This window comes from Actinomadura geliboluensis, assembly GCF_043197915.1.
Classification (GTDB): domain Bacteria; phylum Actinomycetota; class Actinomycetes; order Streptosporangiales; family Streptosporangiaceae; genus Spirillospora; species Spirillospora geliboluensis.
This window is the reverse complement of sequence record NZ_JBICUA010000015.1, coordinates 1-24,939: the sequence shown is the minus strand read 5'-3', so window position 1 is coordinate 24,939 and position 24,939 is coordinate 1. Positions and strand designations below refer to the sequence as shown.

At 71.7% G+C, this 24,939-nt stretch carries 28 protein-coding genes; 13 read left to right on the top strand and 15 right to left on the bottom strand.

Annotated features, from left to right (window positions below; translation table 11 throughout):
* Positions 1 to 162: 162 nt before the first annotated feature.
* A complete protein-coding gene (locus tag ACGFI1_RS37545; protein ID WP_392792406.1) occupies positions 163 to 603 on the top strand; it encodes an ATP-binding protein in 441 nt (146 codons plus the stop codon).
* Here ACGFI1_RS37545 and ACGFI1_RS37540 read toward each other — a convergent pair.
* Positions 590 to 931 (bottom strand): winged helix-turn-helix transcriptional regulator, encoded by a 342-nt coding sequence (locus tag ACGFI1_RS37540; protein WP_392792403.1) that lies wholly within the window; start codon positions 929 to 931, stop codon positions 590 to 592. The genes ACGFI1_RS37545 and ACGFI1_RS37540 overlap by 14 nt on opposite strands.
* A 97-nt stretch (positions 932 to 1,028) precedes the next feature.
* Here ACGFI1_RS37540 and ACGFI1_RS37535 point away from each other — a divergent pair, with 97 nt between their 5' ends.
* On the top strand, positions 1,029 to 1,904 hold the full coding sequence (locus ACGFI1_RS37535; RefSeq protein WP_392792401.1) for an NAD(P)-dependent oxidoreductase: 876 nt from the start codon (positions 1,029 to 1,031) through the stop codon (positions 1,902 to 1,904).
* A gap of 20 nt (positions 1,905 to 1,924) precedes the next feature.
* Positions 1,925 to 2,422, top strand: a complete 498-nt coding sequence (locus ACGFI1_RS37530; protein ID WP_392792399.1) for a GNAT family N-acetyltransferase — start codon at positions 1,925 to 1,927, stop codon at positions 2,420 to 2,422.
* Between the two features lie 31 nt (positions 2,423 to 2,453).
* Here ACGFI1_RS37530 and ACGFI1_RS37525 read toward each other — a convergent pair whose 3' ends face one another.
* The 5 genes from ACGFI1_RS37525 to ACGFI1_RS37505 form a co-directional block, all read right to left on the bottom strand.
* Complete coding sequence (locus tag ACGFI1_RS37525; protein ID WP_392792397.1) at positions 2,454 to 3,968, bottom strand: protein kinase domain-containing protein; 1,515 nt, start codon at positions 3,966 to 3,968, stop codon at positions 2,454 to 2,456.
* Between the two features lie 217 nt (positions 3,969 to 4,185).
* Positions 4,186 to 4,551 (bottom strand): Mth938-like domain-containing protein, encoded by a 366-nt coding sequence (locus ACGFI1_RS37520; protein ID WP_392792394.1) that lies wholly within the window; start codon positions 4,549 to 4,551, stop codon positions 4,186 to 4,188.
* Between the two features lie 46 nt (positions 4,552 to 4,597).
* Positions 4,598 to 5,959 (bottom strand): FAD-binding oxidoreductase, encoded by a 1,362-nt coding sequence (locus ACGFI1_RS37515; RefSeq protein ID WP_392792392.1) that lies wholly within the window; start codon positions 5,957 to 5,959, stop codon positions 4,598 to 4,600.
* Between the two features lie 74 nt (positions 5,960 to 6,033).
* On the bottom strand, positions 6,034 to 6,840 hold the full coding sequence (locus ACGFI1_RS37510; protein ID WP_392792389.1) for an SDR family NAD(P)-dependent oxidoreductase: 807 nt from the start codon (positions 6,838 to 6,840) through the stop codon (positions 6,034 to 6,036).
* A 93-nt stretch (positions 6,841 to 6,933) separates the two neighbouring features.
* On the bottom strand, positions 6,934 to 7,383 hold the full coding sequence (locus ACGFI1_RS37505; protein ID WP_386874801.1) for a hypothetical protein: 450 nt from the start codon (positions 7,381 to 7,383) through the stop codon (positions 6,934 to 6,936).
* Between the two features lie 140 nt (positions 7,384 to 7,523).
* Between ACGFI1_RS37505 and ACGFI1_RS37500 the strand changes: the two genes are divergently transcribed.
* Positions 7,524 to 8,720, top strand: coding sequence for a site-2 protease family protein (locus ACGFI1_RS37500; RefSeq protein WP_392735535.1), 1,197 nt, complete (start codon positions 7,524 to 7,526; stop codon positions 8,718 to 8,720).
* 22 nt (positions 8,721 to 8,742) lie between these two features.
* Here ACGFI1_RS37500 and ACGFI1_RS37495 read toward each other — a convergent pair whose 3' ends face one another.
* On the bottom strand, positions 8,743 to 10,209 hold the full coding sequence (locus ACGFI1_RS37495) for an MFS transporter (RefSeq protein WP_392792386.1): 1,467 nt from the start codon (positions 10,207 to 10,209) through the stop codon (positions 8,743 to 8,745).
* Between the two features lie 198 nt (positions 10,210 to 10,407).
* Between ACGFI1_RS37495 and ACGFI1_RS37490 the strand changes: the two genes are divergently transcribed.
* The gene (locus ACGFI1_RS37490) at positions 10,408 to 10,905 is read left to right on the top strand and encodes a MarR family winged helix-turn-helix transcriptional regulator (RefSeq protein WP_392792383.1); all 498 of its coding nucleotides are present in this window, start codon (positions 10,408 to 10,410) and stop codon (positions 10,903 to 10,905) included.
* A gap of 42 nt (positions 10,906 to 10,947) precedes the next feature.
* Here the strand turns inward: ACGFI1_RS37490 and ACGFI1_RS37485 are convergent, their stop codons facing one another.
* Positions 10,948 to 11,367, bottom strand: coding sequence for a MerR family transcriptional regulator (locus ACGFI1_RS37485; protein WP_392792381.1), 420 nt, complete (start codon positions 11,365 to 11,367; stop codon positions 10,948 to 10,950).
* Between ACGFI1_RS37485 and ACGFI1_RS37480 the strand changes: the two genes are divergently transcribed.
* Complete coding sequence (locus ACGFI1_RS37480) at positions 11,366 to 12,235, top strand: SDR family oxidoreductase (protein WP_392792378.1); 870 nt, start codon at positions 11,366 to 11,368, stop codon at positions 12,233 to 12,235. The genes ACGFI1_RS37485 and ACGFI1_RS37480 overlap by 2 nt on opposite strands.
* A 12-nt stretch (positions 12,236 to 12,247) precedes the next feature.
* Here ACGFI1_RS37480 and ACGFI1_RS37475 read toward each other — a convergent pair whose 3' ends face one another.
* Positions 12,248 to 12,991 carry a GbsR/MarR family transcriptional regulator gene (locus ACGFI1_RS37475; protein ID WP_392735834.1) on the bottom strand — a complete coding sequence of 248 codons (744 nt, stop codon included), beginning with the start codon at positions 12,989 to 12,991 and terminating at the stop codon, positions 12,248 to 12,250.
* Between the two features lie 224 nt (positions 12,992 to 13,215).
* Here ACGFI1_RS37475 and ACGFI1_RS37470 point away from each other — a divergent pair, with 224 nt between their 5' ends.
* From ACGFI1_RS37470 to ACGFI1_RS37455, 4 genes are all read left to right on the top strand, one after another.
* Positions 13,216 to 13,884, top strand: a complete 669-nt coding sequence (locus tag ACGFI1_RS37470) for a DUF4097 family beta strand repeat-containing protein (RefSeq protein ID WP_392792376.1) — start codon at positions 13,216 to 13,218, stop codon at positions 13,882 to 13,884.
* A 12-nt stretch (positions 13,885 to 13,896) separates the two neighbouring features.
* A complete protein-coding gene (locus ACGFI1_RS37465; protein ID WP_392792373.1) occupies positions 13,897 to 14,841 on the top strand; it encodes an ATP-binding cassette domain-containing protein in 945 nt (314 codons plus the stop codon).
* The gene (locus ACGFI1_RS37460; RefSeq protein WP_138639357.1) at positions 14,838 to 15,611 is read left to right on the top strand and encodes an ABC transporter permease; all 774 of its coding nucleotides are present in this window, start codon (positions 14,838 to 14,840) and stop codon (positions 15,609 to 15,611) included. Before ACGFI1_RS37465 ends, ACGFI1_RS37460 begins: the two co-directional genes overlap by 4 nt.
* A gap of 243 nt (positions 15,612 to 15,854) precedes the next feature.
* The gene (locus ACGFI1_RS37455; protein ID WP_392792370.1) at positions 15,855 to 16,430 is read left to right on the top strand and encodes a universal stress protein; all 576 of its coding nucleotides are present in this window, start codon (positions 15,855 to 15,857) and stop codon (positions 16,428 to 16,430) included.
* A gap of 91 nt (positions 16,431 to 16,521) precedes the next feature.
* Here ACGFI1_RS37455 and ACGFI1_RS37450 read toward each other — a convergent pair whose 3' ends face one another.
* From ACGFI1_RS37450 to ACGFI1_RS37435, 4 genes are all read right to left on the bottom strand, one after another.
* Entirely contained in the window at positions 16,522 to 17,274 is a 753-nt protein-coding gene (locus ACGFI1_RS37450; RefSeq protein ID WP_392792368.1) for an SDR family oxidoreductase, read from the bottom strand.
* A 213-nt stretch (positions 17,275 to 17,487) separates the two neighbouring features.
* Positions 17,488 to 20,232 carry an ATP-binding protein gene (locus ACGFI1_RS37445; protein ID WP_392792365.1) on the bottom strand — a complete coding sequence of 915 codons (2,745 nt, stop codon included), beginning with the start codon at positions 20,230 to 20,232 and terminating at the stop codon, positions 17,488 to 17,490.
* A gap of 100 nt (positions 20,233 to 20,332) precedes the next feature.
* The gene (locus ACGFI1_RS37440; protein WP_392792362.1) at positions 20,333 to 20,833 is read right to left on the bottom strand and encodes an FBP domain-containing protein; all 501 of its coding nucleotides are present in this window, start codon (positions 20,831 to 20,833) and stop codon (positions 20,333 to 20,335) included.
* A 55-nt stretch (positions 20,834 to 20,888) separates the two neighbouring features.
* A complete protein-coding gene (locus ACGFI1_RS37435) occupies positions 20,889 to 22,076 on the bottom strand; it encodes an MFS transporter (protein WP_392792614.1) in 1,188 nt (395 codons plus the stop codon).
* 104 nt (positions 22,077 to 22,180) lie between these two features.
* On the opposite strand from ACGFI1_RS37435, the gene ACGFI1_RS37430 reads away from it, so the two are divergent.
* Entirely contained in the window at positions 22,181 to 22,786 is a 606-nt protein-coding gene (locus tag ACGFI1_RS37430) for a TetR/AcrR family transcriptional regulator (protein ID WP_392792359.1), read from the top strand.
* Between the two features lie 73 nt (positions 22,787 to 22,859).
* Entirely contained in the window at positions 22,860 to 23,348 is a 489-nt protein-coding gene (locus tag ACGFI1_RS37425) for a TIGR03618 family F420-dependent PPOX class oxidoreductase (protein WP_392792356.1), read from the top strand.
* Between the two features lie 78 nt (positions 23,349 to 23,426).
* On the opposite strand, the gene ACGFI1_RS37420 is transcribed toward ACGFI1_RS37425, so the two are convergent.
* Both ACGFI1_RS37420 and ACGFI1_RS37415 read right to left on the bottom strand, forming a co-directional pair.
* Positions 23,427 to 23,552 (bottom strand): hypothetical protein, encoded by a 126-nt coding sequence (locus ACGFI1_RS37420; protein ID WP_392735550.1) that lies wholly within the window; start codon positions 23,550 to 23,552, stop codon positions 23,427 to 23,429.
* Between the two features lie 309 nt (positions 23,553 to 23,861).
* Positions 23,862 to 24,296, bottom strand: coding sequence for an Rrf2 family transcriptional regulator (locus tag ACGFI1_RS37415; protein WP_392735552.1), 435 nt, complete (start codon positions 24,294 to 24,296; stop codon positions 23,862 to 23,864).
* A 130-nt stretch (positions 24,297 to 24,426) separates the two neighbouring features.
* Here ACGFI1_RS37415 and ACGFI1_RS37410 point away from each other — a divergent pair, with 130 nt between their 5' ends.
* Entirely contained in the window at positions 24,427 to 24,924 is a 498-nt protein-coding gene (locus ACGFI1_RS37410) for an SDR family NAD(P)-dependent oxidoreductase (protein ID WP_392792354.1), read from the top strand.
* Positions 24,925 to 24,939 lie beyond the last annotated feature (15 nt).

Below are 24,939 nucleotides of genomic sequence, written 5' to 3'. Positions count from 1 at the left end.
TGTCACGGACTCGACACAGACTGTCACGCGATTTCCAACAAGCGGGAAATCCCGCTTTACGCCTCTCCCATCGGACCGTCCTCCCTCTCTCAAGAAGACGGTTGTGGGCTCTCACCTGGGCATTCATGCTTGCGGGCGTCGATTACCGGAGGGAGTGAGGCAATGACGCCTTGTGAGGCGGAGTCCGGAGACTTGCGGTTGCTCGGGACGATGACGATGCCCGGTGAGCCGAGGTCCGCGCGGGTCGCGCGGGCCTTCGTGAGCGGGGTCGCGACCCATGTGGACGGCGAGGCGCTGGCCGACGTCGTCCTCTGCGTGGACGAGCTGGTCGCCAACGCGTGCGAGCACACCGCGTCCGGCACGGGCGGGCAGGTCACCGTCGTGGTGAGCGCCCGCGAGGACGTGCTGCGCGTGACCGTCCTCGACCAGGGCGGCGCCCAGAAGCAGCCGCAGGTCCGCACCGACCCGTACGCGGAGGACGGCCGTGGGCTGTTCCTCGTCGATGCGCTCTCCAAGAGTTGGGGGTCGCATCCGTCGTTGAACGGCACGGCCGTGTGGGCGGAGTTCCGCGCGGTGCCGGCCGAGGACGTCAACGATGGGTGATGTGGGCGAGGACGTTCTCCCGTCCCCAGACCCCCAGCGGGGCCAGGGCCTCGTTGAGCGAGACGCCGCGCGGCGTCAGCGAGTACTCGACGCGGGGCGGCACCTCGTCGAACACCTCGCGGTGGACGATGCCGTCCTGCTCCATCTCGCGCAGCTGGGCGGCGAGCACCTTCTCGGTCACGCCGGGCAGTTCCCTGCGCAGCTCGCCGAAGCGGTAGGGCCGCTCGTTCAGCGCCCAGAGGATCAGCCCCTTCCACTTGCCGCTGATCACGTCCATCGCCGCGTCGATCCCGCAGATGTAAGACCCCGGCCGCTGTGCCGTCCGCATCGTTCCGTCCCCTGACCTCGTCGCTGAGGTCAGGGTAACCACGCACTTCGAAGTGCGTACTTGATCAACTGCGCGGACGGGGCCGAGCCTGGACGGCATGGGACATGACTCTAAGCAGATCAGCGTGCTCGGCCTGGGCGCGATGGGCGCCGCGATCGCTCGCGCGTGGCTGGCCGCCGGATACGAGACGACCGTGTGGAACCGGACGGCGAGCCGCGCCGAGCCGCTCGTCGCCGAGGGCGCGAAGGCGGCGGCGACGGCCGATGAAGCCGTCGCCGCGAGCGGCCTCGTGATCGTCTGCCTGCTGGACGACGCGTCGGTCGGCGAAGCCCTCGCGGACGCCGACCTCACGGGCAAGAACCTGGTCAACATCACCACCGGTACGCCTGGTGACGCCCGCGAGCGCGCGAGATGGGCGGCCGAACGCGGGGCCCGGTACCTGGACGGCGGCATCATGGCCGTGCCGCCGATGATCGGCGTCCCCGAGTCGGGCGCCTACGTCTTCTACAGCGGGTCGCCGGAGTTGTTCGCCGAGCACCGCGACGCGCTGGGCGTCCCGGCCGCCGCCAAGTACGTCGGGGAGGACCCCGGTTCGGCCGCACTGCACGACGTGGCGCTGCTGAGCGCGATGACCAGCATGTTCGCCGGGATGGCCCATGCGTTCGCGCTCACGCGCGGGGCAACGTCGCCGAAGGAGTTCGCGCCTCTGCTCATCGAGTGGCTCACCGCCATGGCCGGCGGGGCGGACGGCATGGCGGAGCACCTGGAAAGCGGCGACTACACCTTGGGCGTGACGTCCAACCTCGCCATGATGGTGCAGGGCAACAGGACGCTGCTGCGCACGGCCGAGGAGCAAGGGGTCAGCCCCGAACTCCTCACCCCGTTCATGGCACTGATGGAACGCCGCCTCGCCGACGGCCACCCCGACGAGGGCACCACCGGCGTGGTCGACCTGCTGCTCCGCGGAGCCTAGGGCGTCTCGGGAAGGGGACGATGATGATCGTACGACCGGCCGAACCCGCCGATCTGCCGACGCTCGCGCCGCTGTGGCGGGCGGCCTGGCACGACGGCCACGACGGTCACGTCCCCGAGGCGCTGATGAAGGCGCGCGGCCCCGACCACTTCGCCGACCGCGCCGAGACGTACCTGGCCTCCACCCTCGTCGCCGCCGGGGATGACGGCCGGATCCTCGGCCTGATCATCCTCGGGGACGACGACGGCGAGGTGATCCAGTTGGCCGTCGACCAGTCCGCGCGCGGGCAGGGCGTGGGCGGAGCGCTGCTGCGGAGCGCGGAAGACCGGTTCCGGGGACGGCACCGCGAAGCATGGCTCGCGGTCGTCCCCGGCAACGCGCGGGCCGGGCGCATGTACGAGCACCACGGATGGCGCGACACCGGCCCGATCACCTACCAGGCCCCCACCGCGACCGGCACCGTCGACGTCCCCGTCCACCGCTACGTCAAAGACCTGACGAGCCCTGGGACGGTCTAGGGCGATCTTCTACAGCGGGTCGCCGCAGTCGTCAGCCGCGCGCCCCATTCGGGGCCGGCTGGTGGGGGCCGAAATCTTCCCAGTCGGACCAGTAGCCGTCTCGGGCGACCTGCCACAAGTGCCATAGATGATTGTCGGCGCCACGCACGAACACCTCAATCCGACCATCAGCCGAACTATGCGCAGCCGGATCGCCAGCCACCGTCAGCAAATCACCATTCGGAAGTGGACGATGGCGACTGAGATCCTCCCAACTCGACCAGTTGCCCTCCCGAGCAACCTGCCACGCATGCCACAGGTGGTTGTCGGTACCGCGCACGAACACCTCAATCCGACCATCAGCCGAACTATGCGCAGCCGGATCGCCAGCCACCGTCAGCAATGCCCCATTCGGCAGCGGCCGATGCTGAGCAAGATCCTCCCAATTCGACCAATTGCCATCCCGAGCAACCTGCCACGCATGCCACAGATGGCCGTCCACACCACGCGCAAATACCTCGATCCGACCATCAGCCGAATTATGCGCGGCCGGGTCACCCGCGACCTCTAGCGGGCCGTCACTCGCAAGCAAGCGATACCCGCTCATATCATCCCAATTGGACCAGCCGCCATCCCGCACGACCTGCCACACATGCCACACGTGATCGTCCGCATCACGCATGAACACCTCAATCCGACCATCAGCCGAACTATGCGCAGCCGGATCACCCACCTCTCCGAACAGGCCACTCGGCATGACCCGGGTCGCTTTGGAGGTGTCCGCGAAACGGTCCAGGATCTCGGTGAGACCCGGCCGTAGCGCAGGGTCCTTGGCCAGGCAGTCGCCGACCAGACCCGCGAGGTGAGAAGGGAGCCGGGTCAGGTCGGGGGCTTCATGGACGATCCGGTAGACGATCGTTCCGGCCGGCCCTGTGCCGAAGGGGCCGCGTTCGGTCGCGGCGAAGGTGAGGACCGCTCCCAGTGCGAACACGTCGCTGGGCGGCCCGACCTCCAACCCGCGCGCCTGTTCGGGTGACATGTACCCGGGAGTCCCGAGCGCGACGGTCGAGGTGTGGGCGTCGTCCAGCGCACGGGCGATGCCGAAGTCGATGACGCGGGGGCCGTCCGCCGCGAGGATGATGTTGCCGGGCTTGAGGTCGCGGTGCACGAGACCCGCGTCGTGAATCGCGGCCAGCCCCTCGGCGAGTCCCGCTCCCAGGGCGCTGAGCGCATCGTCGGGCAAGGGCCCGTGGTCACGGACGGCCTGTTCGAGCGACGGGCCGGGGATGAACGCCGTGGCCAACCACGGGGGATGCGCCAGGGTATCGGCGTCGACCACCTGGGCGGTGTAGAAGCCGCCGACTCGCCGGGCCGCCTCCACCTCGTTAGTGAACCGGCGCCGGAAACCGGCGTCGTCGGCCAACTCCGGGCGCACCACCTTGACCGCGACGGGCCTTCCACCCTGAGACCGGCCCAGAAACACCAGCCCCATCCCGCCGCCGCCCAGCCTCCCCTCCAGCCGGTACGGGCCCACCCTGCCCGGATCACCCGGCTGCAACGGCTTCATCCAGAGACACCTTCCAAAATGCCTATCCCCGAAGGACGAGTTGAGATCATCCCAAACGACTCATCTTCGGGGGAAGGCGAGGCCCAGATCAGCGGACGGGCATGGACGGCCGATCTCGATACGGGCCAGTCGCCGTGCCGTGCCGTGCCGCGCCGCGCTCTGAGCCAACAAAGACGCGCTCAGCTCGTGCTTTAACTTTGGCGGGTGCTCGGGCTGGTCAGCATGTGGAATGGAAGAGGCCGCCGACGGCCTTGCTCTGGGCGAGCCTGTTGTAGTGCTCGACGGCTGCGGTGGTTTCCTCGATGTGGACCTCGATCCCGTGGTCTTTCAGCATCTCCACGGTCTCGGGCATCGTCTGCAGGCGCAGTTCCATGCCGCGGCTGAGCACGATCACTGTGCAGCCGTGTTCGAGAAGCTCCTGGACGTCGGCCGGCTGGATGCCCGGCTCGTGACGAGTGCCGTGCTCGGACCAGTCCCAAGCGCGGCCGCCGCCTGGATACAGCTTGAAGTCCTTGCCGGCGGCAAGGCCCTCGACCTCCATGCGGCCCCATGACACGTGCGTGATCTGGGGTGACCTCGCCATCAGGGCCCCCTTTCGGACCAACCTCGGCGGAGGTTATAGAGCAAGCTTAGGTGGCGAGTGGGATGTTGTGGTTCAGGCTGAAGATGTTGGACGGGTCGTAGGTCGCCTTTAGCGCGGCCAATCGCCGGTACGTCTCCGGTGCGTAGGCCCGGCGTACCTGATCCGGGGTCGCGTTTCGTCCGAAGAGGAAGTTCAGGAGTGTGCCGGACGCCTTTTCCGCGAGCGTGTCCCCAACTCGCGTGTGCAGCGGCTCGACGTCGGAGCCGGGCTCCAGCTTCGACAGGACGCCGACCAGGTATCCGACGCCTCGATTGCCGACCGCGTTCGGGACGGACGGCTGCCGCGCCATCGCCCCGCCCAACTGCCGGATCTCCAAGATCGCGCGCTCGGGCGCACCCGGCCCCACCAGGGCGAGCAGGTCGCGAACGGTTCCCGCGTCCAGTTCTTCCAGGGCGACATTCGTCGCGTGGTACGCCATCGGGACGGGCGGTTCGTTGTGGATCGTCCCCGACTCGGTGTACGGCATGTCGTCCACCGTGTCGATCAGACGAGGGGCGACGGCGCGCAGGGGCTCGATGAGCCGCTCCCCGTCGTCGCCCAGGTGCGCGATGCGGACGTGCGCGACATGCCGCCCACGCAGCGGTTCCGGGAAGACCGGGATGTCGGGGACGGGCATCAGCGCGAGCGATGACGTCATCTCGTCCGGCACGGTCGCCGTCCACGTGCGCCAGGTCTCCAGGACGTCCGGTATGTGCTCGGCGTCGAAGTACAGCCCGCCTCCGTACAGGCGCGTGACCGGGAGCAGCCCGATCTCCAGGCCCGTCACGACGCCGAAGTTCGCCCGGCCGCCGAGCAGCGCCCAGAACAGGTCGTCGCCGGGCGTGACGTGCCGCGCCCGGCCGTCCGCCGTCACGACGTCGATCGACCGGACATGGTCGGCAGCGAACCCACACATCCGCGACATCAGGCCGATGCCGCCGCCGAGCGTGTACGACACGGCGCCGACGCCCGGCGACGACCCGGACAGCGGCGCCAGCCCGTGCTTCGCCGCCTCCTCGACGACCTGTGCCCACCGCACGCCGGCCTCGATCCACACGGTGCGGGCCTCGGCGTCGACGCGCAGCCCGATCATCCGCCGCGTGCTGATCAGGAGACCGCCGTCGGCGCCGAGCGGCAGCCCGTGGCCGGTGTTCTGGACGGCCACGGGCAGCCCCTGGTCGACCGCGTACCGGACGGCGGCGCGCACATCGTCCGCGTCCGCCGCCGCGACGATCAGCGCGGGCCGGTGCGGGCCGGCCGTCTGGAAGCCGACCCGCTCGCCGTCATATCCGTCGTCGCCCGGCGCGAAGACCTGCCCCTTGATCATGTCGAGCACGGCGACCCCCTCTAAGACGTTCTCGCTGCTCATCTCCCATCCTGGGGAGCCGCCTGCCAGAAGTCCAAGAGATAGATCTGATCAGAGCCAGCAGGTTCGCTTATGACTCAGAATTCCTTGAGGAAGCCGGAGTCGACCGCGTAGTCGGCGCCGGTCGTGCTGGCCGAGCGCGGCGACGCCAGGTGGACGATCACGTCCGCGACCTCCTGGGGGTCGGCGAGGCGGCCGGTCGTGAGGCCCATCATCTCGGCGGCCCCGCCGTTCAGCACCGCGTCGCGGTCGGAGCCGGTCGCCCCGGCGATGACGTCGGCGGCGCCGCCCTCGTCCGTCCACCACGGGGTCAGGACCGGACCCGGCGACACCGCGTTCACCCGGACGCCCTGCGGCGCGTACTCCTCGGACAGCCCCAGTGTCAGGTTGGTCAGCGCCGCCTTGGCCGCGTTGTAGTCGTAGTTCATCGGCCCGGGGCGGCGACCGTTCCCCGACGAGACGTTCACGATCGACGCCGCGTCGCTGCGCAGCAGGTGCGGGAGCGCCGCGCGCACCGCCCGGACCACCGCGAACAGGTTGAACTCGAACATGTCGCGCCAGTCGTCGTCCGACGGGGTCAGGAAGCCGAAGCGCGGCAGCGTCGCTCCGGGCGGCGGGCCGCCCGCGTTGTTGACCAGCACGTCGAGCCGGCCGAACTCCTCCACCGCCTGCTCCACGGCCGCGGCCGGGGCGGCCGGGTCCATGAAGTCGGCGGGGACGTGCAGGAGGTTCGGCCCGGCGAGCGCGTCCAACTCCGGCCCCGACTTGCGCGACACCGCCGCCACGCGGGCGCCCTCGTCCAGCAGCGTCCGCACGACCGCCAGTCCGATGCCCTTCGACGCTCCGGTGACGACGGCGACGCGTCCGGCAAGCCGCAGATCCATGGGTTTCCCTTCAGAGAGCGAGCACGCCCGATCGGACGTGAACCCTCTGAACCCCGCCCCGCCCGAGCCGGTTGCAGCCCGGCCGGAAAACCTTTAGCGGAGGGCGGCGTAGACGCCGGCGGCTACGGCGCCGTAGGCGAGGTGGGGGACGGCGTCCATCAGCCAGTCGGTCGGCGACCATTCGCGGGGGTCGGTCAGGCCGAGGGCGGTCATCGGCGCGCTCGACCCGATCATCGCGAGCACCGTCAGGGCCGCGGTCGCGACCGGCATCGGGACGCTGCGGCGTCCCGCGATCGCGCCGTACGCGGCCCCGGCGCCGAGGCCGGTGCCGAAGCCCAGCATCGGGCCGAGCCCCGCCTTCCGGTTCTCCCCCTTCTCGCCGTCGCCGAGGTCCACTCCGGCGGCGTCCGCCAGCTTCTCCACGCTCTGTTCGGGGGTGCTGCTGGCCGGACGCCCCCGAACCGCCATGTCCAGATATGTCACCGCGTTGAGGGCGGTGGTTCCGGCGGCACCGGCGATCAGTCCGCGCGTCATCTTGTCCATGCCCTGCCCGCTACCCGAACGAGCGGCGATCCCACCCGGGGCGCGACAAGGCATGGACGTGCGGGCAGCGGGTAGCCCGTGCGTGCGCAGGTAGAGCCCGTGGGCGCGGGCCGAGGACGCACCGACGACGGGAGACGCCGATGAGGGAGTCGATCCGCCTCGGCCGCATCGCCGGCGTCAGGGTCGGCGTCAACTACAGCGTGCTGCTGATCGTGGTGATCCTGGTCTTCGGGCTGGCGTTCGGCCGGTTCCCGCAGGTGCACCCGGGCCTCGCCACGTGGGCCTACGTCGTGGCGGGCCTGGTCAGCGCGATCCTGCTGCTGGTGTCGCTGCTCGTCCACGAGCTGGCGCACGCGGTCGTCGCGCGCCGCAACGGGATCGAGGTCTCCGGCATCACGCTGTGGCTGCTCGGCGGCGTCGCCGAGCTGCGCGGCGAACCGCGCTCGGCGGGCGCGGACCTGCGGATCGCCGTCGTCGGCCCGCTCGCCAGCCTCGCCGTGGGCGGGATCTTCGCGGCCGCGGCCGCGGTGGCGGCCGCCGCGACCGGCGCCGGCCTCGGCGTGGAGACGCTCACCTACCTGGCCGGGATCAACGTGATCCTCGCCGTGTTCAACCTGGTCCCGGCGGCGCCGCTGGACGGCGGCCGGGTGCTGCGGGCGTACCTGTGGTGGCGCCGCGGCGACCGGACCGCCGCCGCCGTCACCGCCGCCCGCGCCGGGCGGTTCTTCGGCTACCTCCTGATCGCGATCGGATTCCTGCAGTTCGTGCTCGGGCTCGGCTTCGGTGGTCTGTGGCTGGCCCTCATCGGGCTCTTCGTCGTCGGCGCCGCCAGTTCCGAGGAGCAGCAGGCGCGGGTCAACGCGGCCCTGCACGGCATCCGCGTCGGCGAGGTCATGACCCGCGACCCCGTCGTGGCGAACGCCGAGCAGCCGGTGCAGGCCCTGATCGACGAGATCGTCCTGACCCACCGCTTCTCGACGTACCCGCTGGTGGAGGACGGGCGGCTGGCGGGCCTGGTGACGCTGAACCGCGTCCGCGCGACCCCGCCCGAGGAGCGGAGCACGCTCCGCCTCGCCGACATCGCCTGCCCGCCCGACCAGGTCCCGACCGCGCACCCGGACGACCCGCTGACCGACCTGCTGCCCCGCATGGCGGGCTGCACCGACGGCCGCGCCGTCGTGCTCGGCGGCGGCAACCAGGTGGTGGGCCTGGTCAGCCCCAGCGACATCAGCCGGGCGATGCAGACCAGCGACTTCCGCGGCAGCCACCCCTACCCGCCGCCGCGCGGCGCCGACATGACGCTCCGGCACGGGCGGCGCGGCCCCTGGTCGTCCTGAACACGGGCGCGGCGGACGGCGCTCAGGTGTCGCTGGTGACCTGCTTGGACACCACGGCGGCGGGCGCGGACGGGGCGTGGTGGGCGCCGGCGACCGCGCGGCGTCCGGACGGGATGGTGGCGGCGATGAGCGCGGCCAGCAGCGCGACGCCGGCGCCGATCAGCAGGCCGACGCGGAACCCGTTCTCGGACGCGAGCTCGTGCCCGCCGAGGTTGATGGTCATCTCGGCCAGCACCACGCCGACCACGGCGGCGCCGACAGAGGTGCCGAGCGAGCGCATGAGCGTGTTGAAGCCGTTGGCGGCGGCGGTCTCGCTGAGCGGCACCGAGCTCATGATCAGCGCGGGCATCGCGCCGTAGGCCAGCCCGACCCCGCAGTTGATGATCATCAGGCCGACCATCAGGCCCCAGGCCGCACCCATGAGCCCGAGCGAGGCGCCGTAGCCGGCGGCCACCACCAGGATGCCGATGACGAGCGTGAACTTCGGGCCGCGGACGTTGGTGATCTTCCCGCCGATCGGCGAGACGAGCATCATCACGATGCCGGCGGGCGCCATCCACAGGCCGGCGGCGAGCATCGACTGGCCGAGGCCGTAGCCGGTCGCCTCGGGGTACTGCAGCAGCTGCGGGACGATCAGCATCGACGCGTACATGCCGACCCCGACGAAGATCGAGGCGAGGTTGGTCAGCAGCACCCGGGGACGGGCCGTGGTGCGCAGGTCGACGATCGGCTGCGTGGTGCGGATCTCCCAGACGCCCCAGCCCAGCAGCACCACGACGGCCGCGACGAACAGGCCGAGGGTGGTGGCGGACGCCCATCCCCAGTCGGCGCCCTTCGACACCGCCAGCAGCAGGCAGACCAGCCCGATGCCGAGCCCGACCGCGCCGGGCGCGTCGAACCGCTCGCCCTTGGCCCCGGCCGGGACGTCAGGGATCAGCCGCCAGATCAGCACCGCGATGAGCACGGCGAGGCCGGTCGACCCCCAGAACAGCACGCGCCAGCTCGCGTACTCGGCGATCGCCGCGGCGATCGGCAGGCCGAGGCCGCCGCCGATGCCCATGGACGCGCTGACGATCGCGATGGACGAGCTGAGCTTCTCCTGCGGCACCACGTCCCGCAGCAGGGCGATGCCGAGCGGCACCATGCCCATCCCCATGCCCTGCAGCCCGCGTCCGATGATCATGGGGACGACCGACGACGACAGCGCGCACACCACCGAGCCCGCGATCAGCGGCACCGCGCAGACCAGGAGCATGGGGCGCTTGCCCACGAGGTCTCCCAGGCGGCCGAAGACCGGCACGCACACGGCCCCCACCAGCAGGGTGACCGTGATGACCCACGCGCTGTTGGACGGCGAGGTGTGCAGGATCTTCGGCAGGTCGGCGATCAGCGGCGTGACCAGCGTCTGCATGATCGCGGCGGTGATGCCGGCGAGCGCCAGCGTGGCGACCACACCGCCCGATCGGGCAGCGGGCTGAGGGGCGTCCATGACGCGGCTCCTTGCGTGTCGTCCGTATCCGTCCGGCCGTCGGCCGGCACCAAACGTGCACGATACACGTACTATGTATCAAGCACACGATGTGTGTGATGCACACCTCCCCGCGAGTCCGGGGGGCTCTCTGCGAGGATGGAGGCCGGGGACGCCCCCGAAGGGGCGGGCGGTCCCGGCAGGAGGAGGGCAACGGCCATGGTCAGGCCCACGCACGAGGTCGAGTACGAGCAGATGCTGCTCAGCCGGCACGAGGTCATGCGCCACCGGGCCGGGAGACTGGAACGCAGCGCCTACGTGCTGCTCAGCCGGATCCGCCTCCAGGGGCCGATGTCCATCGGCGAACTCAGCGAGGCGTTCGGGCTCGACGCCTCGACCCTCAACCGGCAGACCGCCGCGGCGATGCGCGCCGACCTCCTGGAGCGCATCCCCGACCCCGAGGGCGGCATCGCCCGCAAGTTCCGCATCACCGCCGAGGGCGCCCGCCTCCTCGACGAGGAGCGCACGATCATCATCAACGGCCTCGACCGCGTCATGGCCGACTGGTCGGACGAGGACATCGCCACCTTCGCCGCCTACCTGCGCCGCTTCAACACCGACATAGAACGCCTCAGCGGCCGCACCTGGCCCCGTCCGACGAACACGAAGAAGAACTCGGACGCCGACCAGCCCACCGACACCAGACTCCACGCCTGACAACGCCCTACCGGGCACGGGCGCTCGGGGTGCCGGCCGTTCTCAGTCCTCGCGGACGAACGTCGCGCACTCCGGGCATTCGTCGAGATACCGATGCCGGCACTCGGCGGTGTGCCGCAGGAAGGTGACGGCCTCCCGGCGCCGCGCGATCTCGGCCTCCAGCGAAGCGATCTTCGCCTGCACGACCGCCTGTGCCGCCGCCTTCCGCGGCGCCATCGCGGCGATGACCTCGGGCAGCGACAGGCCGACCCGGCGGAGCTTCAGCACCGTGCGGGCCTCCTCCACGGCGGCGTCGTCGTAGCGGCGGTGGCCGTTGCCATCGCGGCGGACGGCGAGGGCTCCGACGTCCTCCCAATGCCGCAGGACATGGGGGGCGACACCGAGCTCCGCGGCCACCTCCCCGATCGTCCGCACCGCGCGCCTTGCCTTCATGTCGACCTGAACCCCTACCGTCTCGATCATGCCCGACGCCGACCGCCCCGCGAGCCCCCGGCTCCGTCCGACGATCCTGGTCACCGGCGCGACCGGCAACCTCGGCCGCGAGGTCGCCGGCCGCCTCCGCGCGCGCGGCGTGCGGGTGCTGGGCCTGACGCGCCGACCGACCGCCGGAGCGGTGGTCGGCGACCTCACCGACCGCGCCAGCGTGCGCGCTGCCCTCGACGGCGTCGACGCGGTCTTCCTCATCTGGCCACTGCTCGATTCCGCGCCCGCGCACGGCCTGGTCGCGGAACTCGCGGCGGCGGAGCCCCGCGTCGTCTACCTCTCATCGACGGCCGTGGACGACCGGGCCGCCCGCCAGAGCGATCCCATCGTGCAGGTGCACGCGGACATGGAGGGCCTGCTGCACAACGCCGGCCTGCGGCCCGTGGTGCTGCGCAGCGACACGTTGGCGACCAACACCCGCGGCTGGGTGCCGCAGTTGCGCGCGGGCGACGTCGTGTCGGGGCCGGACGTCGCGCGCACGGCCGTCGTCGATGAGCGCGATGTCGCCGACGCGGCCGCGGCCGTGCTGCTCGGCGGCCACGACCCGTCCGGTCACGGCCCCTACCTGCTGACGGGGCCCGAGGTTCTCAGCCGTGCCGAGCAGGTCGAGCGCCTCGGCGCCGCGCTCGGACGCCGGCTGCGGTTCGCGGCCGTCCCCGCCGACGCGGCACGGGCCCGGATGCTCGCGGACGGGCGTCCCGCACCGCTGGTGGAGGCGTTGATCGCCGCGTCGGTGCGCAGGCCGGCGTCCGAGCTCACGACCGACCACGTGGAGCGCCTCACCGGCCGCCCGGCCCGGTCGTTCACGGAGTGGGCCCTCGACCACGCGGCCGAGTTCGTCGTCTGAGCGGCGGCCCGGCTACCCGTCGTCCGGCTTCGGCTCGGTCGCCGGGGTGCCGCTGTAGAGGACCTCGCGGGCCTGGTCGGCGGCGCGGCCGAGGCTCTCGGCGACGAAGTCGAGGAAGCGCGAGACGTTCTCCAGCCGGACGGCGGCCGGGCTCCCGGACCCGAGGATGCCGACGCCCTCCCGGAGGATCTCGGCCTGCTGGTGGAGGGACCGGACGCTGCCGATCATGGACTGGTAGTAGAGGTCCTCGTCGACGACGTAGCGCTCGCGGCGGCCCTCGTCCCGGACCCGGCGGACGAGGTCCTGGCTCTCCAGGAACTTGATCGCTTTGGAGACCGACGCCGGGCTGACCTGGAGCCGCTGGACGAGCTCGGACGCGGTGAGGCTGCCCGAGTCGCTCATGTAGAGGGCGACCAGCATCCGCGCCATCATCCGGTTGGCCAGGCCCGACTGCATGAGGACGTCCGTGACGGCCTCCTCGTACTCGCGCAGCACCTCCGGGTCGCGCCCGTCGGCCTGCGGGATGGCGCCCGGCGCGCGCGAAGCGGTCTGCCTGCGCCGGTTGGCGCGGCGCTCGGTGGCGCGATGGGCGAGGTCGGCGCGGTAGCCGGTGGGCCCGCCGTTGCGCATCACCTCTCGGGTGACCGTGGACGTTGGTCGGTCGAGCCGTCTGGCGATCTCCGCGTAGGCGAGGCCGTCGGCCAGGCCCAGCGCGATCTGCCGGCGTTCCTGCTGGGTGAGCCGGCCTCCCGGCATCGCGGCCTCCTTCATGCGTCTGCGCTCCGCGCCCAGCTTAGCGTTCACGGTCATTCCATTGCAATGCAACGACGCTCGATCATTGCATTCCATTCTGGGTCGTTGCAACGATTAACATGTATTGACGTGCAGAGATGCTGGTCTAGTGCAACGAGCTTGTTGCCAAGATCGGAAAGGCAACGTAGCGTTTCCATTGTTCGAAACAACGAGCAGAGGAGTGCACGATGCACCGCTTCGACACCCCGGCACCGATCACCGCCGTCCTCGACATCCCCGCGGGCCGCGTCCAGATCATCGCCGCCGACCGGGCCGACAGCGCGGTCGAGGTCCGGCCCGCGAACCCCGACAAGTCCCGCGACGTGCAGGCCGCGGAGCAGACCGCGGTCGAGTACGGCGACGGCGTCCTGCGGATCACGGGCACCGCGCCGCGCAACCAGCTCTTCGGCCCGTCCGGGTCCGTCGAGGTGACGGTGCAACTGCCCGCCGGCTCCCAGGTCGAGGCGAAGTCCGCCAGCGGCGAGTTCCGCGGCGTCGGACGGCTCGGCGAGGTCGCCTTCGAGGGCTCCCACGGCCCCATCAAGATCGACGAGGCGGCGGGCGTCCGGCTCACCACCGCCGCCGGCGACGTCTCGGTCGGCCGCCTCACCGGCTCCGCGCAGATCAGCACCCAGAAGGGCGACATCAGCGTCGCCGAGGCCGTGCGCGGCACGGTCGTGCTGCGCACCCAGTCCGGCGAGGTGTCGGTCGGCGCCGCCGCCGGGGTCTCCGCCTCGCTGGACGCCGGCACCTCCCACGGCCGGATCCGCAACTCGCTCAAGAACGCCGGCGGCGTCGCCGACCTGGCGATCCACGCCACCACCAGCCACGGCGACATCGTCGCCCGCAGCCTCTGAGGAGCACCGACCATGACCCCCCTGGCCATCGCCGCGACCGGGCTCCGCAAGTCCTACGGCGACAAGACCGTGCTCGACGGCGTCGACCTGGCCGTCCCCGAAGGGACGATCTTCTCCCTGCTCGGCCCGAACGGCGCCGGCAAGACGACCACCGTCCAGATCCTGTCCACCCTGATCGAGGCCGACGGTGGCGCCGTCCAGGTCGCCGGCCACGACCTGGAACGCGAGCCGGACGAGGTGCGCGGCGCGATCGGCGTCACCGGCCAGTACTCCGCCGTCGACAAGCTGCTCACCGGCGAGGAGAACCTGCTCCTCATGGCCGACCTGTGGCACCTGTCCCGCCGGGACGGCAAGCGCAAGGCGGCCGAACTGCTGGAGCGCTTCGACCTGGTGGACGCGGCGCGCAAGCCCGCCTCCACCTACTCCGGCGGGATGCAGCGCCGGCTCGACCTCGCGATGACGCTCGTCGGCGACCCGCGCCTGATCTTCCTCGACGAGCCCACCACCGGCCTCGACCCGCGCAGCCGGCGCGGCATGTGGCAGATCGTCCGGGAGCTCGTCGCGGGCGGCGTCACGATCTTCCTCACCACGCAGTACCTGGAGGAGGCCGACGAGCTCGCCGACCGGATCGCGCTGCTCGACCGCGGGCGGCTGATCGCCGAGGGCACCGCCGAGGAGCTCAAGCGGCTCATCCCCGGCGGCCACATCGAGCTCACCTTCGCCGACGCGGACCTGCTCGGCGCGGCCCGCGACGCCGTCGGCACCGGCATCGCCGACGCGGACGCGCTCACCCTGCGGGTGCCGAGCGACGGCGGCGTCCACGCCGTCCGCGAACTGCTCGTCCTGCTGGACGGACGCGCCATCGACGTCGCCGAGATGAGCGTCCACACCCCCGACCTCGACGACGTCTTCCTCACCCTCACCGGCCAGCAGAACCAGAAGGAGCCCGTCCGATGAGCACCCTCGCCCTCGCCGCCCGCGACTCGTCCACCATGGTCCGGCGCCAGCTGAAGCGGCTGCTCCGCTACCCGTCCATGACCGTCCAGCTGATCATCACGCCGGTGATCCTGCTGCTGCTGTTCGTCTACGTCCTCGGCGGGACGCTCGGCGGCGGCCTCGGCGGCGGCCGGGACGCCTACGTCGACTACGTCCTGCCCGGCATCCTGCTCATGGCGGCGGCCACCGCCGCGACGGGCACCGCCGTCATGGTCGCCACCGACATGACCGAGGGCATCATCGCCCGCTTCCGCACCATGCGGATCTCCCGGGCGTCGGTGCTCACCGGCCATGTCGTCGGCAGCGTCGTCCAGCAGCTCCTCGGCATGGCGGTCCTCATCGGCATCGCCTTCGCGATCGGGTTCCGCCCGAACGCGACCGCCGTCGAATGGCTGGCCGCCCTCGGCCTGCTGACCCTGTTCATTCTGGCCGTCACCTGGCTGGCGGTCGCGCTCGGCCTGAAGTCCTCGACGCCCGAGGCGGCCAGCAACGCGCCGCTGCCGCTGGTCCTGCTGCCGTTTCTCGGCAGCGGATTCGTCCCCACCGACTCCATGCCCACCGCCCTGCGCTGGTTCGCCGACTACCAGCCCTTCACCCCGATCATGGAGACCGTCCGCGGCCTGCTGCTCGGCACCGAGATCGGCGACAACGCCGCGATCGCCACCGCCTGGTGCGCCGGCATCGCCGTCGCCTCCTACCTCTGGGCCAAGCGGACCTTCAACAAAGCCTGACCCCGAATGCCCGCCCACCGACAGGGCCGCCCGACCTCCAGGTCGGACGGCCCTGAACTTTTGCACGGACATGTTCCCTCCCATTCGAGCTGTCACAAACCGCGGGGCCGGTTGGTCGTACGTGGTGGCGGACGGCGACCGACGCCCCGGGGAATGGCTTTTCGCCGCCATTTCATCGACCGGGACGAGGCACATTGACCGCCCCTTGGTCCGGGCGCGATGCGCGAAACGAAGGAGACGGACATGATCGTGGTGGTGGCCGACGGCTCGCAGGCGGGCCTCCGGGCCGTCGGATGGGCCGCGCGCGAGGCGGCTCGGCGCACGATCGCGCTGCACGTCCTGCACGCCGCCTCGGTGGCGTGGAAGCCGTTCGCCGAGGAGGACGGGATCGCCGAGGCCGTGGAGGCGATCGGCGACGGCCCCGGCGCGGTCCTGGAGCGGGCGCGCGCCGCGGCCCTGGCCGCCGGGCCCCGCGTCCCCGTGACCACCGCGGTCGTCCGGGGCGACCCCCGGCCCGCGCTGATCGAGGCGGCGCGCGAGGCCGAACTGCTGGTGATCGGCGACCGGGGGCTCGCCGACCACGGCCTTGGCACCTTCAGCGAGCCGCCGGTCAACTCGGCCGGGCTGGGCGTCTCCACCTACGTCCTGTGCGACGTGGTCGTGGTGCGCCGGACGGCGCAGGCCGTCCGGCTCTCGCCCGCGCAATGGCTGTTCGACCCGGTCGACGCACAGCAGGACGAGATCGGCCTGCACGGGCTGCTCGCGACCACCGGGCCACTGGAACTGCACCTCAATTCCGGCCTCCTTTTCCCCGGCTAATGGCGCGGGAGGCGGCCATGAGAAGAACCGGAGCAGTCACGAGCCTCGGCCGGCCAGGGCGGAGGAATGGGCGCCGACCGCTCCCGCGCGGTCACCACGTCTGGTCGCCGGAGCGCACCAGCATCTGGTTGACGGCGACCCGCCGGTCCCGCGTAACGATGTAGCCGATGGCGTCCGCGACGTCCTCCGCACGCAGTGCCCCCGCCCCGGCGATACCCCGGCCGGCCTCGCCGAGGTGGTCCATCAACTCGGTGTCGACGAAGCCGGGCTCCACCACGCTGACCCGGACCCGTTCGCCGAGCAGTTCCTGCCGCAGCGACTCGGTGAAGGCGTTCAGGCCGGACTTCGTCAGGGAGTAGACGCTGCTTCCCGGCCGGGCGGCGCGCCCGGCCGTCGAGCCGACGTTCACCAGGTCCGCGACCTGCCGCGGCGACGTCGACGCCGCGTAGATCAGGTGCGGGACGGCGGCGTGCGTGACGTGCAGCAGCGCCGCGACGTTGACCGCGACCATCCGGTCCCACTCCTCGACGGTGGTGTGCAGCGCCGAGTTGAGCAGCATGATCCCGGCATCGTTGACCAGGACGTCCAGCCGCCCGAACCGGTCCAGCGCCTCCTGCACCGCGTCCTCGGCCCGGTCCGGCTCGGTGAGGTCGGCCTCCACCGCGACGGCGTACCCGCCGAACTCCGCGATGTCGCCCACGACCTGCCGCAGGCGGTCGCCGCGGGAGCCGAGCAGCGCGACGACCGCGCCCTCGCGGGCGAGGCGGCGCGCGGTCGCCGCGCCGATCCCGTCGCCGGCTCCGGTGACGAGCGCGACGGCTCCCTCCAGCGGCTGCTCCGACAAGGCTGCCTCATTCGCTCGTGGCCACGGAGGACTCGGTGACCGGTGGGACCCGGGACGTCCGGGGAGCCGGTCGCTGGACCCGCGCCTCCGGGCGCTCGGCGGAACGCCGACGGTCCAAATCTCGTCCAGCCGGTCACCGGTCGCACCAGGGTGTGTCACTGGTCGGCTCCGGCTAGGGCCGCCGAGACCCCCCGGACGCCGCGTGGCAGGCCGCTACGCGCGGGGTGTGGACACCGACTCGTCGCGCGGCAGGACGCCGGGGAGCTGCTTGCGCGAGCTGATCCCGAGCTTCGCGAACACTTGCCGGAGGTGCCATTCGACGGTGCGGGGGCTCACGAAGAGGCGGGCCGCGACCTCCGGGTTGGACAGGCCGTCCCGGACGAGCAGGGCGATCTGCTGCTCCTGCGGCGTCAGCTGCACGTCCGTCGCGGCATCGCTCCTGCGTTTGCGGACGGTCTCGCCGGTCGCGAGCAGCTCGCGCCGCGCGCGCTCGGCGAACGCCTCCATCCCGATCGACGTGAACATGTCGTACGCGGTGCGCAGGTGGGTCCGCGCCTCGACCCGCCGGCGGTCGCGGCGGAGCCACTCGCCGTACAGCAGGTGAGCGCGGGCCAGTTCGGGGCGCAGGACCGTCCGTCCCAACCGCTCGATCGCCTCGCGGTACAGGTCGGCCGCGGCGTCGTCGTCGCTCAGCAGCGCCCGGCAGCGGGACAGGATGCCCTGCGCCCAGTCGGTGTCGCAGGGTTCGGCCGTGCCCGCCAGCTCCTCCAGCGCCCCGTGGGCGGCCGTGCCGTTCCCGGTGCGCGCCGCCGCCTCGACGAGCTCGGGCAGCGCCCATTGGCAGACCAGCTCGTTCGCGCTCTGGATGGTGGCCTGGGCCGCCGACAGCGCGCGCTCGTAGTCCGCCAGGCCGTTGTAGAGGATCGCCGTCGCCCATTGCGCGGTCGCGACGCCCGCGAGCTGGCCGCCGGCGCCCGCCTCTTCGATCGCGGCGGTGAGCAGCGGCGACGCGTCCGCCTCCCGGCCCCGCAGCGCGGCCAGCAGCAGCCGGGTGTGCTGCGTCATCGGCACGCCCGTCGCGGCGGCGACGTCCTCGGACTCGGCGGCGATCTCGGCGGCGGCGTCGAGGTCGCCGCTGAGCGAGACCGGTATGCCCAGCGCGTGCAGGTAGACGGGAAGGTCGGCGAGGGCGCCGGCCGCGCGGACCTCCGCCAGCACCCGGGCGGGCGTCCCGGTCATGAGCCCGTCCTCCCAGGCCAGCGCGACCAGCCCGTTCGCGGCCCAGCTCCACTTCAGCAAGTCCTGCGAGGGGGCGTCGACGAGCGCGCGCACCGCCTTCCGCATCACCGGCAGCGCGGCGCTCCGGCCGGCGGTGACGAGCAGCGCGTAGCTCTCCAGCACGAGATCGCGGACGCTCGGCGGCCCGTCCGGCGGGGGCAGCCGCCCGATCGCCTCGGAGATCGCCACGAGGCTCTCCCGGTTCGCGGCCCCGTAGGACGCGCTGCCCCAGGCGATGAGATAGGTCTCCCGCGCCGCGTCCATGTCGAACGGCTCCAGCCGCCGCGCGGCCTCCAGCAGCATCGGCGGCGCCGCGTCGTCGAAGCCCGCCGCGAACGTGATGTGGCTGTGGACGAGGTGGGCGCGCACCCGCTGGATCTCGGTCCGGGCGTTCCGGTCGGCGAGGGCGGCCAGCTGCCGCGCGGCGTCGAGGTCGCCCGCCCGGAGCGCGGCGTCGGCCGCCGCCAGCGCGCGGTCGGCGCGCCGCGCGGTGTCGACGCTGAGCACCGCGGACCGCTGCAGGAACGCCGCCGCCGCAGCCAGCCCGCCGCGCGCCTGCGCCCGCCCGGCGGACCGTTCCAGTTCGGCGGCGACCTCCTCGTCCGGCCCGGTCGCCGCGGACGCGAGATGCCAGGCGCGGCGGTCGGGGTCGGCCACCGCGTCCGTCACCTCGGCGAGGGCCAGATGCGCCGACCGGCGGTCCCGCCGCCCCGCCGACCCGTACACGGCCGACCGCACCAGCGGATGGCGGAAGATCACCCGGGTGTCGAACTCCAGCAGCCCGTCCGTCCCGGCCGCGAGGGCCGCCTCGGGCGTGATCCCGAGCCGTTCGGCGGCCGCCCAGACCAGGGCGGGCCGGCCGGTGGGCTCGGCGGCGGCGACCAGCAGCAGCATCCGGGTCTGCTCGGGAAGCGCCTCGATGCGGGCCAGGAAGCTCTGCTCGATCCGGTTCGGGAGCGCGCCGGCGTGCGGCAGGCCGAACCCGCCCGCCAGCTGCGTCGCCGACAGCCCGCGCGGCAGTTCCAGCAGGGCCAGCGGGTTGCCCCTCGTCTCCGCGAGGAACCGCTCGCGGACGTGCCGGTCGAGCCGGACCCGCGCCACCGACTCCAGCAGCGCCCGCGCGTCCGCCTCCGCCAGGCCCGCGACCTCCAGCTCCGGCAGCCCGATCAGATCCCGCGGACGCTCCCGGGAGCCGAACAGCAGGGCGACCGACTCGGCCAGCAGCCGGCGCGCGACGAAACCGAGGATCTGCGCCGACGCGCGGTCCAGCCACTGCGCGTCGTCCACCACGCACAGCACGGGGCCCTTCTCGGACGCGTCCGAGAGCAGCCCCAGCACCGCGAGCCCGACCAGGAAGCGCTCCGGCGGGGGCCCGGCGCGCAACGCGAACACCGTCTCCAGCGCCTCACGCTGCGGCTCCGGCAGGTTCGGCAGGCCGTCCAGCAGCGGGACGCACAGCTGGTGCAGAGCGGCGAACGCCAGCTCCATCTCCGATTCGACGCCCGCCGCACGCAGCACCCGGATGCCCGTCGCCGCGCGCTCGGCGTACCCCAGGAGCGTGGACTTCCCGACCCCGGGCTCTCCCAGCAGGACCAGCACGCGGCTCTCCCCGGCGCGCACCGCCGCGATCGCCTGATCCAGAAGAGCGCGCTCCGCGTCCCGCCCGAGCAGTTGGTCCACCGCTACCAGCCTTAATTGCGGACGATGCCGCAGCACCGCTCATTATGTCCGAATGCGCCCGGCGGTGGAGAGGGCGAGGGATGCTCTGAGGCAGAGACGATCAGGCGACGACCGAGCCGATGAACTCGTCCAGATTCGCCCTGATGCGCGCAGCCTTCTCCTCAATGGGGACACCGTCATCACCAGTGCCCAGCAAGGTCTGCTTCCGTCCCCGCACGTAAAGGGAGCAGGCCAGGTCGGCGCACAGGTACCGGCCAATGGTGTTGCCCTGCTTGCCGGCGTCGCCGCCGCGCCGCGCGCTCATCAACGCGACACCGCCGCCCGTGTGCACGGTCTGGCAGAACGAGCACAGGCTGGTCGAGTTGAACCCGCGCGCCTTGCCCGGCGCGGACGCGAGCCGCAACGCCACCCCGGTGAGCCGGTCGTCCGTCTCGACGACCAGGTAAGCGCGGTCGGGGGCCTTCGGATCCCGCCAGCCGAGGAAGTCGAGGTCGTCCCAGGGCGACTCCGCGAAGTCCTTGGGAAGGGTGAGGCGCTTGGCCTCGCCCTTGGAGCAGTTGACGAAGCAGGACCGCAGGCCGCGTTCGGTTATCGGACGCATGACCTGCGAGTTTAGGTTCGCGTCCCACGCACGGGCAAAGCATTATCGGCGTAGCTCAGCGCAGGTTCTCGTTGGTACGCGCCCACCAGACCGCCACTGCGGCCGCCAAGGCGAAGGCACCACCGACCCACAGGACGGCCTGGAGGGTGAGCGAGTCGACGATGACACCGCCCACCAGGGCGCCCAGGCCGATCGACAGGTTGAACACCGCGACCCACAGCGAGGAGGCCGCCTCCACGGCCTGGGGCGCCGCCTTGATCATCCACGTCTGCAGGCCGACCGACACGCCGCCGAAGGCCAGGCCCCAGGCGATCAGCAGGACGGCGCCGCCGGCCGGCGTCCCGCCCAGCACCGGGTAGAGCGGCATCGCGGCCGCCAGCGCCACGGCGATCACCAGCACGGTCCGGTGCGGACGGCGGGCCAGCGCGGCACCGGCGATGAAGTTGCCGGCCATGCCCGCCGCACCGAAGGCGAACAGCAGCGGGCCGACGAGCCGCTCGTCGATTCCCGACAGCCTCTGCAGCGCCGGGCTGACGAAGGTGTAGGCCGCGAAGTGGCCGGTCACGATGAGGAACGTCGCCAGGATGCCGACGCGGACGCCCGGGTCGCGGAACTGCGCGGCCAGCAGCCGCAGCCGGACCGGACGCGACGCGGCCAGCGGCGGGAGCACGGCCAGCAGGGCCAGCAGCGCGAGGAGCGCCAGGACGCTCAGCGTCGCGAACGCGACGCGCCAGCCGGAGAAGTCGCCGAGCAGCGTGCCGAGCGGGACGCCGAACACGTTGGCGGCTCCGACGCCGCCGAAGATGACCGCGGTGGCGCGCGGCACCGCCGCCGGGGCGACGAGCCGGACGGCGAGGCCGCTCGCGACGGCCCAGAAGCCGCCGATCGCCACCCCGACCAGCACCCGGGAGGTCACCAGGACGGTGAAGCTCGGCGCCAGGGCCGAGGCCACGTTGGCGAGCGTCATCAGCCCCATCAGCCCGAGCAGCAGCAGGCGCCGGTCCATCCCGCCGACGAGCACCGGAACCAGCGGCGCCGCGACCGCGGCGACCAGGCTCGGCACCGTCACCATCAGCCCGGCCGTCCCCTCGGAGACCGCCAGCGCCGACCCGACGCGGGTCAGCAGCCCGATCGGCAGCTGCTCGGCGGTCACCAGCAGGAACGTCCCGAGCGCCACCACGGCGACCGCCGCCCACCGGTTCTTCGGTGGAGCCTGCTCCGCCCGGACCGCGGACTTGCCCATCGTCGTCACGGATGCCTCCTCGCCATTTGGGAACGATCGCTCCCATATGACGGCGGACCCTAGTATGGGAGCGATCGCTCCACAAGCCGGGTAGGGTGACGGACATGGCACGCCCCCGGCAGTTCGACGAGCAGGACGCGGTCACCCGGGCGACCGGGCTGTTCTGGCGCCGCGGCTACAACGCCACCTCGGTGCGCGACCTGGGCGCCGAACTCGAACTCACTCCGAGCAGCCTGTACCGGACGTTCACCGACAAGCACACGCTCTTCCTGCGCGCGCTCGACCACTACCGGGCCACCGACTCCGCCGAGGCCGAGCAGCAGCTGGACGCCGCCGGCCGCCCGGTCCGCGAGGTGCTGCGCGACTGGATGCTGTGGCTGGTCTCCTGCCCGTCCGACGGCGAGCCCGGCCGGGGCTGCTTCGTGGTCAACACCGCCACCGAGCTCGGCACCGCCGACGACCAGATCCACCAGCGGACCGAGGCCGCCTTCGAGGTCACCCGCCAGGCCCTGCGCTCACTCCTGCGCGAGGGCCACCAGAGGGGCGAACTGCCCACCACCCTCGACATCGAAGCCTCAGTGGAACTGCTGTTCACAACGGTCCTCGGGCTCCGCGTACGAGAACGCGCCGGCCACGACCCCGCCCGCCTGGCCACCGCGATCGACGCCGCGATCCAGTCCCTGGGCCCCGACACGACCACGGACCGGTAGATCCGAACAAAACCATCTACAACAAAACTATCTGCTAAAGTCCCTCCTGTTGGCTACCACCAGGAGGGCGACCATGACCGACGACAACACCCCCGAGTACCGCCCCGGCCAAGGGCCCGGCCCCCGCGCCCTCACCCAGGAAGAGGCGAGCCGGCTCCTCGGCGGGCAGCAATTCGGTTCGCTGGCGACACTGAAGCGCAGCGGCCAGCCGCACCTGGCCTCGATGGTCTACGCGTGGGATCCCGACGAGCGGATCATCCGGATCCCGTCGGTCGCCGACCGCATCAAGGTGCGCCACCTCCTCCGGGACCCGCGCGCGACCTTCCAGGTCCAGGGCGAGACCGTCCTCTCCTACGCCGTCGCCGAGGGCGAGGCCGAGGTCTCGGGCGTCACCACGCGGCCCGGCGACGCCGTCGGCCGCGAACTGCTGCCGCTGTTCGGCCCCATCGACCCGGCCGACGAAGCGGAGTTCTTCGAGCGGATGGTGCGGGACCGGCGCCTCGTCATCCGGCTCCGGGTCTCCCACATGTACGGAATCGCCCTGGACGGTCCACTGACCTAAGAGGGCGGTTCGCGAGTTGATGTCCCTTTCGTCGTTGGGGTTGGGTCAGGCCTGCTGGTCGGAGACGAACCGTTCGGACTATGGGCGCGGCTGGGTGAACAATCCCGGTTCGGTCTCGACGAGGATGCTGCGGCTGGTCAGGCGTTTGAGCTTGGCGCGGACGTTCTGGATGGCGTTCTGTGTCGGCGGCAGGTCCATGGCCATGGCCAGATCGCGGGCGCGCAGGGAGCCGCCGGCCTTGCCGAAGACGGTGAGGATCTGCTGATAGGCGGGGTGATCGGGGATGGTGGGAGGAGTTGCGACCGGCTCGACCGGGGCGGCGTCCTCCTCGGCGAGGGAGATGAGGGCCTTGCGGCTGATCCGCAGATGCTCGATCTGCTCGCTGAGTTCGCCCAGACGAGCTCGTAGGACACGGTCTAATACTGCAACGGTCTCCGGCGTGACTGGTTGCCAGGCTATTCACTGGCCTGGGCATGGAGGGGATCTTGGTGATGTCAGGGCGTAATGGGGAGGCTAGCGAGGTGCCGCGAGTACGTCCTGGAGTACTTTCTCGAGCGTGACGCGGGCCAGCTCGTGTCTCAGGGTCTCCTCGATGCCGTCGTAGATGCCCTGCATTGCCGGCTGGATGCCGCAACCCACCGCGCATCCCTGGTCCGGGGTGGTGCGGTGCATCGCGAACAGCGGGCCGGGTTCCACTGCCTCGTACACGTCGAGCAGGGTCATCGACCCCAGCTCGCGCGCCAGTGACCAGCCCGCGCCCACGCCCCGCCGGGACTCCACGAGCCCGGCCCTGCGCAGCTCGCCGAGCAGCCGCCTGATGACCACGGGATTGGTGCTCGCGCTGGTCGCGATCTGCTCGGAGGTGGCGACTTCATGGCCCTGGCGCTGGTAGAGACCGATCCAGGCCAGCGCGTGGGCGGCGATGGTCAACCTGCTGTTGGCGCTCATGAACTCGTTCCTCTCGATCGCAACTCCCGATGTTACGACGAACCAGTCGTAACAGCCAAAGTTGCGACAGGCTGTCGTAATCATTATCGTTACGACAGTCGGAAGATGGTCAACCAGTGAGGTGAGAAGAATGAACAAGCCGCTGACGGGCAAGGTCGCCCTGGTCACCGGGGGTTCGCGCGGACTGGGAGCCGCGACCGTACGACTGCTGGCCGAGCAGGGCGCCGACGTCGCCTTCACCTATGTCAGCTCCGAGAAGCAGGCGCAGGCTGTCGTCGACGAGGTGCGCGGCAAGGGAGCGAAGGCCGTCGCCTTCAAGTCCGACCAGGCGGACACGAGTCAGGCGCCGGCGCTGATTGACGACGTGGTGGCGCACTTCAGCGGCCTGGACATCCTCGTCAACAACGCGGCGATCGGCGTGAGCGGCACGGTGGACGACCCGGACGCCGACACCGCCGCACTGGACCGGATGCACGCCACCAACTACCTCGGCGTGATCGCCATCATCCGGGCCGCCTCCCGAGTGCTGCGCGCGGGCGGCCGCATCATTGAGCTAATTCCAACTTCATTGGCCCTGGTGGTGAAGGGTGAGGATGGCTTGGACGGTGGCGGTGAGGCGGCTGGGTGAGCAGCGGGCCTTGCG

Coding starts and splice junctions, on each gene's coding strand:
- ACGFI1_RS37480 (WP_392792378.1), top strand. CDS start 11,366: ATGCCCGACGCCGACCGCCCCGCGAGCCCCCGGCTCCGTCCGACGATC.
- ACGFI1_RS37500 (WP_392735535.1), top strand. CDS start 7,524: ATGAGGGAGTCGATCCGCCTCGGCCGCATCGCCGGCGTCAGGGTCGGC.
- ACGFI1_RS37410 (WP_392792354.1), top strand. CDS start 24,427: ATGAACAAGCCGCTGACGGGCAAGGTCGCCCTGGTCACCGGGGGTTCG.
- ACGFI1_RS37460 (WP_138639357.1), top strand. CDS start 14,838: ATGAGCACCCTCGCCCTCGCCGCCCGCGACTCGTCCACCATGGTCCGG.
- ACGFI1_RS37475 (WP_392735834.1), bottom strand. CDS start 12,991: ATGCCGGGAGGCCGGCTCACCCAGCAGGAACGCCGGCAGATCGCGCTG.
- ACGFI1_RS37485 (WP_392792381.1), bottom strand. CDS start 11,367: ATGATCGAGACGGTAGGGGTTCAGGTCGACATGAAGGCAAGGCGCGCG.
- ACGFI1_RS37505 (WP_386874801.1), bottom strand. CDS start 7,383: ATGGACAAGATGACGCGCGGACTGATCGCCGGTGCCGCCGGAACCACC.
- ACGFI1_RS37420 (WP_392735550.1), bottom strand. CDS start 23,552: ATGGCCATGGACCTGCCGCCGACACAGAACGCCATCCAGAACGTCCGC.
- ACGFI1_RS37495 (WP_392792386.1), bottom strand. CDS start 10,209: ATGGACGCCCCTCAGCCCGCTGCCCGATCGGGCGGTGTGGTCGCCACG.
- ACGFI1_RS37455 (WP_392792370.1), top strand. CDS start 15,855: ATGATCGTGGTGGTGGCCGACGGCTCGCAGGCGGGCCTCCGGGCCGTC.
- ACGFI1_RS37465 (WP_392792373.1), top strand. CDS start 13,897: ATGACCCCCCTGGCCATCGCCGCGACCGGGCTCCGCAAGTCCTACGGC.
- ACGFI1_RS37535 (WP_392792401.1), top strand. CDS start 1,029: ATGGGACATGACTCTAAGCAGATCAGCGTGCTCGGCCTGGGCGCGATG.
- ACGFI1_RS37435 (WP_392792614.1), bottom strand. CDS start 22,076: ATGGGCAAGTCCGCGGTCCGGGCGGAGCAGGCTCCACCGAAGAACCGG.
- ACGFI1_RS37415 (WP_392735552.1), bottom strand. CDS start 24,296: ATGAGCGCCAACAGCAGGTTGACCATCGCCGCCCACGCGCTGGCCTGG.
- ACGFI1_RS37425 (WP_392792356.1), top strand. CDS start 22,860: ATGACCGACGACAACACCCCCGAGTACCGCCCCGGCCAAGGGCCCGGC.
- ACGFI1_RS37545 (WP_392792406.1), top strand. CDS start 163: ATGACGCCTTGTGAGGCGGAGTCCGGAGACTTGCGGTTGCTCGGGACG.
- ACGFI1_RS37490 (WP_392792383.1), top strand. CDS start 10,408: ATGGTCAGGCCCACGCACGAGGTCGAGTACGAGCAGATGCTGCTCAGC.
- ACGFI1_RS37440 (WP_392792362.1), bottom strand. CDS start 20,833: ATGCGTCCGATAACCGAACGCGGCCTGCGGTCCTGCTTCGTCAACTGC.
- ACGFI1_RS37470 (WP_392792376.1), top strand. CDS start 13,216: ATGCACCGCTTCGACACCCCGGCACCGATCACCGCCGTCCTCGACATC.
- ACGFI1_RS37510 (WP_392792389.1), bottom strand. CDS start 6,840: ATGGATCTGCGGCTTGCCGGACGCGTCGCCGTCGTCACCGGAGCGTCG.
- ACGFI1_RS37525 (WP_392792397.1), bottom strand. CDS start 3,968: ATGAAGCCGTTGCAGCCGGGTGATCCGGGCAGGGTGGGCCCGTACCGG.
- ACGFI1_RS37430 (WP_392792359.1), top strand. CDS start 22,181: ATGGCACGCCCCCGGCAGTTCGACGAGCAGGACGCGGTCACCCGGGCG.
- ACGFI1_RS37520 (WP_392792394.1), bottom strand. CDS start 4,551: ATGGCGAGGTCACCCCAGATCACGCACGTGTCATGGGGCCGCATGGAG.
- ACGFI1_RS37530 (WP_392792399.1), top strand. CDS start 1,925: ATGATGATCGTACGACCGGCCGAACCCGCCGATCTGCCGACGCTCGCG.
- ACGFI1_RS37540 (WP_392792403.1), bottom strand. CDS start 931: ATGCGGACGGCACAGCGGCCGGGGTCTTACATCTGCGGGATCGACGCG.
- ACGFI1_RS37515 (WP_392792392.1), bottom strand. CDS start 5,959: ATGAGCAGCGAGAACGTCTTAGAGGGGGTCGCCGTGCTCGACATGATC.